The 12,573-nt window shown below is 73.9% G+C and carries 6 protein-coding genes; 2 read left to right on the top strand and 4 right to left on the bottom strand.

Going from position 1 to position 12,573, the window contains the following annotated elements; genetic code table 11:
• The first annotated feature begins 157 nt into the window (after window positions 1-157).
• The gene (locus LNK82_RS29425; protein ID WP_230568528.1) at window positions 158-2,035 is read left to right on the top strand and encodes a S8 family peptidase; all 1,878 of its coding nucleotides are present in this window, start codon (window positions 158-160) and stop codon (window positions 2,033-2,035) included.
• 49 nt (window positions 2,036-2,084) lie between these two features.
• On the opposite strand, the gene LNK82_RS29430 is transcribed toward LNK82_RS29425, so the two are convergent.
• On the bottom strand, window positions 2,085-3,242 hold the full coding sequence (locus tag LNK82_RS29430; RefSeq protein WP_230568527.1) for a cellulose-binding domain-containing protein: 1,158 nt from the start codon (window positions 3,240-3,242) through the stop codon (window positions 2,085-2,087).
• 172 nt (window positions 3,243-3,414) lie between these two features.
• On the opposite strand from LNK82_RS29430, the gene LNK82_RS29435 reads away from it, so the two are divergent.
• Entirely contained in the window at window positions 3,415-7,914 is a 4,500-nt protein-coding gene (locus LNK82_RS29435) for a tetratricopeptide repeat protein (protein ID WP_230568526.1), read from the top strand.
• Here LNK82_RS29435 and LNK82_RS29440 read toward each other — a convergent pair whose 3' ends face one another.
• The 3 genes from LNK82_RS29440 to LNK82_RS29450 are packed head-to-tail and all read right to left on the bottom strand — an operon-like array spanning window position 7,915 to window position 12,573.
• The gene (locus tag LNK82_RS29440) at window positions 7,915-10,278 is read right to left on the bottom strand and encodes a PEP/pyruvate-binding domain-containing protein (protein WP_230568525.1); all 2,364 of its coding nucleotides are present in this window, start codon (window positions 10,276-10,278) and stop codon (window positions 7,915-7,917) included.
• Between the two features lie 22 nt (window positions 10,279-10,300).
• Window positions 10,301-11,629: an MFS transporter gene (locus LNK82_RS29445; protein ID WP_230568524.1), complete on the bottom strand. Its 1,329-nt coding sequence runs from the start codon at window positions 11,627-11,629 to the stop codon at window positions 10,301-10,303.
• The gene (locus LNK82_RS29450; protein WP_230568523.1) at window positions 11,626-12,573 is read right to left on the bottom strand and encodes an alpha/beta hydrolase; all 948 of its coding nucleotides are present in this window, start codon (window positions 12,571-12,573) and stop codon (window positions 11,626-11,628) included. Before LNK82_RS29450 ends, LNK82_RS29445 begins: the two co-directional genes overlap by 4 nt.

The following is a 12,573-nucleotide window of genomic DNA, read 5'->3' on the forward strand; positions in this document are numbered from 1 at the left end:
TGCCGATCACGTCCGCGCGAACGTGATCGCAGAACCTCCACTCCCCGGCCGACCCGCGCCGCTATGGGTCTGCCGGAACCCCTGCACGAGGGAGAACCCTGCAATGGGAGACGTTCGCGGATCCAGACGAGCCCTGCTCGCGTTAGCCGCGGTGGCGATGACCACCGCGGCACTGGCCTCCGGCGCCACACCCGCCGCGGCCGAAGCCGACATCCTCGGCACGAACAACCCGACCGCCATCGCGGACAGCTACATCGTCGTGTACAACGAGCTGTCCACCCAGAGCGTCGACGCGCTCACCGCCGACCTCAGCGCCAAGTACGACGCCAAGGTCGACTACACCTACCGCAACGCGCTCAAGGGCTTCGCGGGCACGTTGTCCGAACGGGACGCGCGACGCCTGGCCGCCGAGCCCGGCGTGGCCTACGTCCAGCAGAACGGCGAGGTCAAGGCGACCGCGACCCAGCCGAACCCGCCGTCGTGGGGCCTGGACCGCATCGACCAGCGCGACCTGCCGCTCGACTCGTCCTACACCTACCCCAACGACGGAACCGGCGTCACCGCCTACATCATCGACACCGGCATCCGGACCACGCACTCCGACTTCGGCGGCCGGGCCACCTGGGGCACCAACACCGTCGACACCAACAACACCGACTGCAACGGCCACGGCACGCACGTGGCGGGCACGGTCGGCGGCACGGCCCACGGCGTCGCCAAGGGCGTGCGGCTGATCGCGGTCAAGGTGCTCAACTGCGCCGGGTCCGGTTCGTTCGCCGGTGTCGCCGCGGGCATCGACTGGGTCACCGGCCACCACACCTCGGGCCCGGCCGTGGCCAACATGAGCCTCGGCGGCCAGGGCAGCGACGTGACCGGCGAGACCGCGGTCCGCAACTCGATCGCCGACGGCGTGACCTACGCGATCGCGTCGGGCAACTCCAACGCCAACGCGTGCAACTTCACCCCGGCCCGCGTCGCCGAGGCGATCACGGTCAACGCGTCGACCAACACCGACGCCCGCGCCTCGTTCTCCAACTGGGGCACGTGCACGGACATCTTCGCGCCCGGTCAGAACATCACCTCGGCGTGGATGACCAACGACACCGCCACCAACACCATCAGCGGCACGTCCATGGCGGCGCCGCACGTGGCGGGCGGCGCGGCGGTCCTGCTCGGCGCCACGCCGTCGTTGACGCCCGCGCAGGTGGCGAGCGCGATGATCGGCAACTCCACCCCGAACAAGATCAGCGGTCCGGGCACCGGCTCGCCGAACCAGCTGCTGTTCGTCAACACCGGCGACCCCGGCACCGGCAACCCGTCGGTCACCCCGCCGGGCAACCAGACCGGCAGCGTCGGCACGGCCACGAGCCTGCAGCTCAAGGCCTCCGGCGGCGCTCCCCCGTACACCTGGTCGGCCACCGGCCTGCCGCCCGGCCTCACGATCGCGGCGTCCACCGGCCTGATCTCCGGCACGCCGACGACCGCGGGCTCCTACACCGTGACCGCGACGGTCACCGACAGCGCGGGCAAGTCGGCGGGCGCCACGTTCACCTGGACCGTCAACCCGACGGGCGGCACGTGCGCCGCGCCCGGTGAGAAGGCGGTCAACGGCGGCTTCGAGAGCGGCACCACCGGCTGGTCGAACGCCACCCACACGATCGCCGCGTGGACCGGCGAGGGCTCGCCCCGCTCCGGCACCCGCTCCTCGTGGATCAGCGGCTACGGCTACACCAACACCGAGACGCTGACGCAGACCGTCACCATCCCGGCGGGCTGCACGAACACCACGCTGTCGCTGTGGCTGAAGATCAGCACCGACGAGTACGAGCCGGAGGTGTTCGACACCTTCACGGTCTCGGTGGCCGGCACCACCCTGGCGACCTACACCAACCTCAACCCGTCCGGGTACGAGGTGCGCACCTTCAGCCTGGGCGCGTACGCGGGCCAGAGCGTCACGCTGAGCTTCTCCGGCGTGGAGGACTGGTCCTACCAGACCTCGTTCGTGGTGGACGACGTCTCGGTGAACGCGGCCTGAGCCGAGCGTGGGGAGGGCCGGCGCACCGGTCCTCCCCACGTCCGCCGGATCAGCAGGCGACGGGCGAGGAGCCGACCGCCACGTCGTCGTACCAGAGGGTGTTCGCGCCGTCGCCGTAGCTCTCCCAGCCCAGCCGCAGGTCGGTCACGGCGGGCCGCCAGTTGGTCTTGCGCAGCCACTGCGAGTCGACGTCGGGCGTGGACACGCCGTCGGCCACCAGGCCCTCGACCACCGCGCCGTTGAGCGAGGTCGAGATCCGGCCCGCCGGGTCGACGGTGAACTGCACGCAGTTCCACTGGCCGGTCGGCAGCGGCTTGCTCTTCGACACGCCGACCGGGCTCTGCTCGGGCAGGGTGGCGTCGTCGGACTCGCGGTTCCACTGCAGCGCCGAGTTCTGGCCGCCCATGCGCAGGTCCTTGCCGCCGTCGGCGGAGTCCTTCATGGCCATGAACGTCACGTGCGCCATCGGCAGGGCCGTGGTGTGGCGGACGTAGAACCGGCCGTGCACCACGCTCGTGCCGGTGATCGGCGTGCCGAAGAAGATGTGGTTGCAGTAGCCCGACGCGCCGTTGACCCGCACCGACTTCGAGCCGCTGCGCGCGACCGAGTTGTCGATGGCGACCGTGCCCTGGCCGGTGCAGTTGGCCGCGCCGACGGTCCACCGGCCGCTCGGGGCGGACCCGGTCTGCTGCTCGAAGTCGTCGCACAGCGCCGCCGTGTCACAGACCGGCGGGTTGCCGGTCGTCGTGGTCGTGGTGGTGGTCGACGTCGTCGTGGTCGTGGAGGTCGTCGTCGTCGTGGTCGGGCCGTCGCCGCTGCACGAGACGCCGTTGAACGCGAAGTCGGTCGGCACCGCGTTCGTGCCGCTGTACGTCGCCTGGAAGCCGAACTGCGCGCTCGCGCCCGTGCCCAGCGACCCGTTCCACGGCATGCTGGACGCGGTCACGACCGCGCCGGACTGCTTCACGTCGGCGCTCCAGCCGGAACTGACCGCCTGGTTACCGGCGAAGGTCCAGGTGAGCTTCCACGAGGTGACCGGAGCGGACTGGTTGGTCACGGTCACGTTGGCGGTGAACCCGGTGGCCCACTGGTTGAGCTTGTAGTCCACGGCGCAGACGGGAGCAGCCCCCGCCGTGCTGGTCCCGCCGATCACCACCAACCCGGCTATCGACACCACAGCGGCCACCGCCGCCAGCAGATTTCGCACAACAACCCCTTCGTTGTCGTCTCTGGGAGCGTTCCCAGAAACTGACTGTAACGATTCCGTCACCCCGATGGAATACTCCGGCTGCCGCAACGGTGATTCCGACGAAGGCGCCCGGCGCGGCGGACTACGGTGCACTGTGATCCACAACGGACCGGGCCACCGAGGGGGACCAATGCCCACCGCCGCCGAGATCGACCGGCTGCGCCGCCGGGGTGAGCTGGACCGGGCCGAGGCGCTGGCCGGGCCCGACCACCCCGCCGACGACACCGACCTGCGGATCGCGCGTGGCCGGTTGGCGCTGGCCCGGCACCGGTACGACGAGGCGCTGGCGCTGTTCGCGGACGACGACGACCGCCTGCTCGCGTGGCGCGTCGCGACCCTGTCCCGCACGTACCGGGACGACGAGGCGTTCGCCGTGGCCGCCGAGGCGATCACGCGGCACCCGGACAGCGTGCCGCTGCGGCTGGCCCTCGGCCGGGCCCACCTGGACGCGTGGCGGCCACGCGAGGCGCTCGCGGCCTTCACCGAGGCCCGCCGCCTCGCGCCGGACGACTGGCGCACCGCCGGCTGGGTCGCCGTCGCCCTGGCGAACCTGACCCGGCTGGACGAGGCGAAGGCGACCGCGCGGGAGGCGGTCCGCGACCACCCCGAGGCGCCGAAGGCCCACTACGCCCTCGGCCGCGTCCACTCGACCTCCTACGAGTACGCGGAGGCGGTGGCGTGCTTCGACGCGGCGCTCGACCTCGACCCGCACCACCCGGACGCGCTCGAGTGGAAGATCACCGCCTTGCGGTCCCAGCACCGCTACGACGAGGCCGAACAGGTGGCCGAGGCCGCGGTGGCGGCGGTGCCCGCCGTGCCGCGGCTGCACGTCGAGCACGGGTGGGTGCTCAGCGACCGGCACCGCTACGACGAAGCCCTGGCCGCCGTCGACCGGGCGCTGGCGCTCGACCCCGCGCACCGCTGGGCGCTGGACAGCCGGATCGACCTGCTCCAGTCGCTCGGCCGCACGGACGACGCGCTGGAGCAGGCGGCCGACGCGGCGGACCGGCACCCGTCCGACGTGGTGTTCCTCGTCTCCACGGCCTGGCTGCACGCCGCGCGCGACGAGCACGACCGGGCGATCGAGCACCTGGACCGCGCGGCGGCGATCACGCCCACGCACGAGTCGGTGGTGCGGAGCAGGATCTCGATCCTGGTGTCGGCGGACCGGCACGACGAGGCCGAAGCGGCGGCGGGCGTGGCCCTGCAGCACTACCCGGACGACCCGGACCTCCAGTTCACCCTCGCCGGGGTGCACCTGGCCCGCGGCGACACCGACCTCGCCGTCGCGTGCTGCGACAAGGCGCTGGCCGGTGTGCCGCGGCACGCCCCCGCGTTGCGCCGCAAGGTCGTGATCCTCCGTGACGCCGGTCGGTCCGAGGAGGCGTTGGAGACCGGCGAGCGGGCGCTGGCGTTCCACCCCCGTGACCCGGCGATCCACCTCGCGCTGGCGCGCCTGCACGCCGACGAGGGCCGGCACGTGGAAGCCCTCGACCACGTCGAGCGCACGTTGGCGGTCAGTCCCCGCGACACCGACGCGTTGCAGGGGCGGATCGACTGCCTCGGCTCCCTCGGCCGGCGCGAGGAGGCCGTGGAGGCGGGGCGGCACGCCGTGGCGCTGCGCCCGGACGAGCCCGACCTGCACGTGGAGCACGCGTGGGCGTTGAGCTCGCTCGACCGGGAGGACGAGGCCGTCGAGGCGGTCGCCGGCGCGCTGCGCCTGTCCCCCGACCACGCGTGGGCGCTGCGCAGCCGCGTCAAGTTCCTGACCTACGCGAAGCGGCTCGACGAGGCGGTCTCCGCCGCGGCGGACGCCGTGAGCCGGCAGCCCGACGACGCCGAGCTGCACGTCGCGATCGCCCGCCTGCAGATCACCCTCGGCCGGCTGGACGAGGCGGTGACGTCGTCGGAGCGCGCCTTGGCGCTCGAACCCCGGCACTCCGGGGCGCACAGCGCGCGGATCGTCGCGCTGGACGCCCTCGGCCGGCTGCCGGAAGCCCTGCGTGCGGCGGAGGCCGCCGCCGAGCAGCAGCCCGAGGACGTGCCCACCCTCCTGCGCCTGGCCGACGCGTACAACCAGTCCGGGCGGCACGACGACGCCGTGACCACGACCGAGCGCGCCCTCGCGATCGAGCCCGACGACCGCACCGCCGTGCGGAGCCTGATCGGCCACCTGCGCGAAGCCCGCCGGTTCGACGAGGCCAGGCGCACGGCGGAGGAGGCGCTGGCCCGGATCGCCGACGACCCCGACCTGCACGTCACCGTCGCCTGGCTGCACGCCGACCGCCACCGGGTGCCGGACGCCCTGGCGTCGTTGGACGCCGCGCTGGCGCTCGACCCCGAGCACGAGTGGGCGTTGCGCAGCCGGACCGCGGTCCTGCACACCGCCGGCCGGGTGGACGAGGCCCTGGTGACGGCGGCCAAGGCGGCGGCGCTGCACCCCGACTCGTCGAGCCTGCACGTGACCGCCGCCGAACTGGCCGCCGCCAGGCACCTCGTCGACGAGGCGCTGTCCCACCTGGACCGGGCGTCAGAGGTCGACCCGGCCTACGCGCTGCCCCATCGCCGCAGGATCCGCGTGCTGCGGCTCGCCCGCCGGTTCGACGAGGCCGGGCGGGCGGCCGACGAGGCGCTGGCGCGCTTCCCCGACGACGCCGACCTGCGCGTCGACATCGCCTGGCTGCACTCGGACCTCGACCGGGTCGAGGCGGCGTTCGCCGAGGTCGAGCGGGCGTTGGAGCTGCGGCCGGGGCACGAGTGGGCGTGGCGCACCAAGGTGAGCCTGCTGCGCACGGCCCGCCGCTACCCCGAGGCGCTCGCCGCCGCGAACCGGATGCTCGAGCTCCGCCCCGACGAGCCGGACGCCCTGGTCACGGCGGCCTGGCTGCACGGCGACATGGGTGATCTCGACCGCGTGCTGGTGGTGACCGACCGCGCGCTGGACCTCGACCCCGGGCACGTCGCCGCCTACGAGGCGCGCGTCGCCGCGTTGATGCTCCTCAACCGGTTCGAAGAGGCGGAGGAGACCGCGCGGCAGGCGTTGGTGAACGCGCCGGGCGTGGTGGACCTGCACGTGCTGCTGGCCAAGGTGCACGACCACGTCCGCGCGTTCGACCGCGCCGAGGAGCAGTTCGCCGCCGCACGCGCCGTCGACCCCTTCGACGTGGACCTGGTGGTCGCGCTGTCGGCGACGTTGCGCACCCTGCGCCGCCTCGACGAGGCCGAACGGCTGGTCTCCGAGTTCTGCGCCCGGGCGCCGCACCTGCGCGGGCCCAGGTTCGAGCTGGGGTGGGTCCACCACGACGCCCGCCGGCTCGGCGAGGCGCGCCGGGTGTTCGCCGCGTTGCTCGCCGACTCGCGCGACGACTACGAGCGCGCGGCGTCGCACCACGCCCTGGGCTGGGCGGCCTTCACCGACGACGACCTCGTCACCGCCGAGAAGGAGTTCCGGGCGGCGCTGGCGGACCGCCCGGACGACTACGACTACGTGCTGGCCCTGGTGTGGGCGCTGGCGCGGCAGGACGGCGAGCGGCGGTGGCGCGAGGCGGAGGGCCTGGCCGGCGGTCTGCTCGACCGGCGGGCCTCCGCGCCCGTGCACGTCTGCCTCGGCGTGCTCGCCTTCCGGCGGGGCAACCTGGCCTCGGCCGAGTACCACCTGCGCAAGGCGCTGGAGGTCGACCCGCACCACGGCAGCCACGCCGACCTCGGCGCGCTGTACGTCCAGATGGGGCGGTACGAGGAAGCCGAGGTCGAGCTGGGCAAGGCCGTCGCGCGGGACTGGTACGACGTGAACGCGCACGTCGAGCTGGGCGCGTTGTTCCTGCAGCTGGGCGAGGAGCGGTTGTCCGACGCCGAACGGGAGTTCCGGCAGGCGATCGCGATCGACCCGGCCTCGGGCGCGGCGGCGATCGGGCTGGCGCAGGCGTTGGCCAGGGCCGGCGACGAGGCGGAGGCCGAGTCCGTGCTGCGGCTCGCCGAGCAGCGGCAGGACGCGTCGCGGAAGTGGCGAACGCACCTGGCGCTGGCGCGGCTGCTGGTGCAGCGCGGTGACAAGCAGCAGAACCCGGACCTGCACGCGGAGGCGTACGCGCAGGCGCAGTCGGCGATCGATACCGCGCCGGACGCGGAGGCCGACCCGCACTTCGTGGCCGGTGTGGCGCACCACCGCATGGGGTCGCTGGCCGCCGACGCGCGCGGCCGGTTCGGCTACCGGCTGCGCGCGATGCACCACCTGCGGGAGTGCCTCAAGCGCAGCCGCGGCCACGTCGAGGCGCAGCGGAACCTCCAGCTCCTGGAACGGGAGATGAAGGCGGTGGCGCCGGCGATCTGGGGCGGCTACGCGGTGGCTACGATCTCGTTGCTGCTGCTCGGCACGATGTGGACGGCGTTCTTCTTCTCCAGCAAGGTGACCGCGGTGATGCTGACGGCCACCACGCCGGTGCTGGTCGGGCTGTTCACCGTGGCCGTGCTGCTGCCCGCGTTGATCCGGCTCAAGCTGCCCGGTTTCGAGGCCGACCTCCAGGCGGGCAGCGCCACGGTGTCGCCAGGGCCGACCGGGCAGGTCACGTTCGGTCCGGGCCGGTTGACCGTGACCAGCGGGCCGACCGGGCAGCTGCCCCGACGGGAGTGATCAGCCCAGCACGGTCACGGCGCCGCGCCCGCCGTCCACGCGGACGCGATCGCCGGTCCTGATCCGGGTGGTGGCGTTGCCGCAGCCGACGACGGCGGGGATGCCCAGCTCGCGGGCGACGATCGCGGCGTGCGACAGGGGCGCGCCGACATCGGTGACCACGGCGGCGGCGCGCGGGAACAGCGGGGTCCAGCCGATGTTGGTCACCGTGGTCACCAGGATCTCGCCGGGTCGCAGCGCGGCGGCGTCGGCGACGTCCTGGATCACCCTGGCGACGCCCTCCACCACGCCCGCCGCGCCGGGGAAGCCGGACACGGCGTCGCCGAGGGGTTCGGCGGCGGCGGCGTGGACGTCGGTCCGGCGGTCCGGGTCGGCGGCCCACGCCTCGGGGTCGAACCGGCCGCGGATCACGGTCGGGTAGGGCGGCAGCGCGCGGTAGCGGTCGTAGGCGGCACCGCGGGCCGGCACCGACGCCAACGGGGTCTCGTCGCCGTCGAGGACGCGCAAGGTCTCCTCGATCGGCAGGAAGAACACCGCGTCGCCGTGCCCGGTGACCTCGCCCGCCCGCACCAGGAACGCCCGCAGCACGGCGAACGTGCGCGCGAACTCCGACCGCGCCCGTTCCCGCTCCCGGGCCAGCGCGGCGAGCCCGTCCACCTCGCGGCGCAGCCGGTCGACCTTGCCGGGGTGCGCGGCGCGCAGTCGTTCCCACGCCGCGTCGCGCACGGCCGCCTGTCTGGCCAGCAGCTCTTCGGGGTCGACGCCGACGTCGTCGGTGCGCGGCCACCCGGGGTCCTCGGCCGGGCGCGGCGCGGACACCTCGAACTCGTCGGCGAACCGGTGGCCGTACAGCCGGACGTACGCCTCGCGGGTGATCTCGCCGCGCTTGAGCCGGGCGAGGCCGAGCACCGGGCCGAGGCTCTCCAACTCCCCCGCCGCGCCGTGCGCGCCGGTCAGCAACGCGGTGGTGTCGTCCTCGCCCACGAGCCCGGCCAGCTTGCGGCGCAGCTTGACCGACGACATCGAGCCGTTGCGCGCGCCGGCGTCGAACACCTTGGCGTCCACGTGCAGCACGTCGTGCACGTCGGACTTCCACAGCGCGAGCAGCTCGGCGGGCGTCGAGGCGGCGCGGAAGGCGGCGTGCAGCCGTTCGGCCCGACCCGGCGCGGAGGCCAGCAGGCCGTCGATCTTCGCCCGGAACTCCCGGTTCTGGCGCAGGAACGGCAGCGCCGCCCCGATCGCCGCCCGCAGCACGGCTGGGCGGGACAGCGGCAGCGGCGGCACCTCGACGCCCGCCGGGACGCGGCCGAAGTACAGCTCGACCGTCCGCCACAGGAAGCGGTTCAGGCCGAGCGCCCGACCGACGGCCAGCGCGGCGCTGAGGTTGAGGTAGAACCGGCCACCGATGTTGCCCGACGTCGGGTGGCCGGCGATCGGCGGTTGGGCGAGCACCCGGGCGAACGACCAGGTGGCGGGCGACATCACGCTCGGCACGGCCTCGCGCAGGTTCGCGCAGGTCCACAGGTAGTCGCCGCGCAGGGTGTCGTTCCAGACCTCGGGCAGCGCGGTGATCGGCCTGGCCTGCAACACCGCGATCCGCCCGCCGGCCACGGCCCACTCGACGTCCATCGGCACGCCGTACAGGTCCTGGATCCGTGCGCCCAACCCGGCCAGTTCCCGCACCTGAGCGTCGGAGAGCAGTGAACCGCCGGACCCGCGCACCACGCCGTCGGCGGACACGATGTACTCGTCCGGGGTGACCGTGCCGCCGACCAGCGCCTCGCCCAGGCCGGGCGCGGCGTTGACCACGGTCTCGGTCCGCGCGCCGGTGACGGGGTTCGCGGTGAACAGCACACCGGCCGCGTCGGCGGGCACCATCTCCTGCACGACGACGGCGAGCGCCACGTCGGTGATGCCGTTGCGGGCGCGGTAGGCGACGGCGCGTGCCGTCCACAGCGACGCCCAGCACCGCTTCACGGCGTCCAGGACCTCGTCGCCGGACACGTCGAGGAAGGTGTCGTGCTGTCCCGCGAACGACAGGTCCGGCAGGTCTTCGGCGGTGGCCGACGACCGCACCGCGACCGGTCCCGGTGGCAGGGCCGCGCGGATGGCGTCGGCGATGTCCGCGGGGATGTCCAGGCGTTCGAACGCGGCGGCGATGGCGGCCTCGCCTCCCCGTCCGGCCCGGGTCCCGGCGTCGAGCCCTTCGGTGGCCCGGCGGTAGGCGTGCGTGGTCAGGTGGAAGCCGGCCGGCACGGGCAGGCCCGCGGCGGCGAGCCTGGCCAGCGAGGCGCCCTTCCCGCCGACCGTCTCCAGGTCCGCAGTGGGATCGGCGAGCGGCAGCACCAACGCGGTGGTCCCCATGTGCCGATCTTCGCACCGACGACTACCTCCCGTTGCGCGAACCGGCCGGACGGCTGACCGACCGCGTGCGCGCGGCCAGGTCCAAGGTGATCGCGATCCCCAGCCCCACCGCCACCACGCCGGCGGCGACCACGAGCGCCGCGAAGAGCCCGGCCGCGGTGAACGCCAGCCCGATGACCGCCACGCCGAGACCGCCCGCCAGCTCACGGCTCGCGGTGACGGTGGCCGAAGCGACCCCGGCGAACCGCTCGTCGGCGGCATCCAGCACCACGGTGGTCAACGGGGTCGTCAACGCCGAGCCGAAACCGATCACCACCAGGCACGCGAGCATTGCCGGCGGACACGCGAAGGGCATCGCCACGAGCCCGGCCGTCACCGCGCCGAGCCCGCACGCCGCCGTCCGCCACGGCCCGAGCCGGGGCACCAAGAGGGGCACGACCGGCGCGCCCGCGATCACGGCCACCGCGGCGGGCACGAAGAACAGGCCGGTGGCCAACGGGGTGAGGCCCTCGGCGCGGTGCAGGTGCAGCGGCAGCACGAACAGCACGCCGCTGACCGCAAGCCCCCACAACGCCTGCGCGACCGTGCCGCCGACGAACACCGGCCGGACCAGGCCCGCCGGGAACAACGGGCGCGCGGCCGACCGCTCCGCCGCCACGAACGCCAGGCACGCCGCGCCGGACAACGCGGCCAACGCCGCCACCGGACCGTCGCCGCCGACGCTCAGCACGGTCGCGGTCACGGTGAAGACGGCTGCGGTCAAGGCCGCCGTCGACCGGATCGGCAGCGGTGTCGGTCGGGTGATCCGCCGTGACGGCAGGGCCAGGGCGGCGAAGGCGGCCACCGCCACGCACGCCGGGACGTTGCCGAGGAAGATCCACCGCCAGTGCGCCGCCTCGCTGAGCAGGCCGCCGAGCGCGGGCCCGACCGCGAGCGCCACGGCCAGCGCGGCCGTCCACGCCGCGATCCCCGTCCGGCGCCGGGCGGCGTCCAGGTCGGTCCGCAGCACGGCCAGCCCGGTCGGCACGATCGCCGCCGCCGACGCACCTTGGGCCGCCCGCCACAGCGCCAACTCCCAGCCGACGTCCGACGTGCCGCAGCCCAGCGACGCGGCGGCGAACCCGAGCAGCCCGACCAGCAGCACCCGGCGGTGCCCGAACCGGTCCCCCACCGCGCCCGCCGCCGGCATGAGGCTCGCGAACACCAGCATGTAGGTGACCACGGCCCACTGCAGGTCGGTGGTGGACAGGCCGAGGTCGCGGCCGATGGTCGGCAGGGCGACCATCAGGACGCTGTTGTCCAGCGCCGTGACGAAGGCCGCGAAGCAGGCCACCAGCACGACGCGCGTCACGCGAGCGCGGCCATCAGCACCGGCCAGGACGCCCGCAGCTCGCGTTGCCAGTACTTCCAGGTGTGCGTGCCGCCGCCGTAGGCGTTGACCGTGATCGGGATGCCCAGCGACCGCATCCGGCCCACGAAGTCCGGCGACGTGGTGCCCACGATCGTCTCGAACGCGTCGTAGGACCACCAGTCCGTGTCCAGCGCGCCTTTGAAGCCGTTGCCGTAGGACATGTAGAGGGACATGCCGCGCAGGTTCGCCGCGAGCTGCCTGGGGTTGTGCGCCGCCCAGACATCGGGCACGAGGGTTTCGCGGCCCCACGGCCCGTACGGGTCGAGGCCTTCCCGCAGCACGGTGGTGTAGATGAACTGGGGGACGCCGATGAACTGCGTGGACAGCAGACCGCTGTAGGAGGCGGCGGCCCGGAACATGCCGGGGTGCTTGGCCGCGTACCCGAACGCGCCCGTGCCTCCCGCCGACAGCCCCGCGACGGCGCGCGCCGTGCCGCCCCGGTAGTTCCGCTCGACGAGTTGCGGCAGTTCCCCGGTGTGGAACGTCTCCCACCTGGGCGTGCCGCCGCGTCCGCCGTTCCACCAGTCGGTGTACCAGCCGGCGCGTCCGGCGTCGGGCATGACGACCAGGACGTCGCTCGACGCGCTGAGCTCCTCGACGTCGGTTTCCCTGGTCCACGAGGTGTAGTCGTCGCCGACACCCTGGAGCAGGTAGAGGACCGGCCAGGTCCTGGACGCGGTAGGCGACCAGCCCGGTGGGGTGAGCAGGCGGACGGGAACGTGGCCGCCGATCGCGGGCGAGGACACCGTGAGGTCGACGGTGCGGGCGTCGAGCCACCGCTCGCCGACGACTACTGCCCCGTCATCGGCCGCGACGGGTGTGGCCTGCGCGGGAACGACCATCAGGACCAGGGCGGACAGGGCGGGCAACAGCACGCGCGACAT

The organism is Saccharothrix luteola (assembly GCF_020859565.1).
Classification (GTDB): Bacteria; Actinomycetota; Actinomycetes; order Mycobacteriales; family Pseudonocardiaceae; genus Actinosynnema; species Actinosynnema luteola.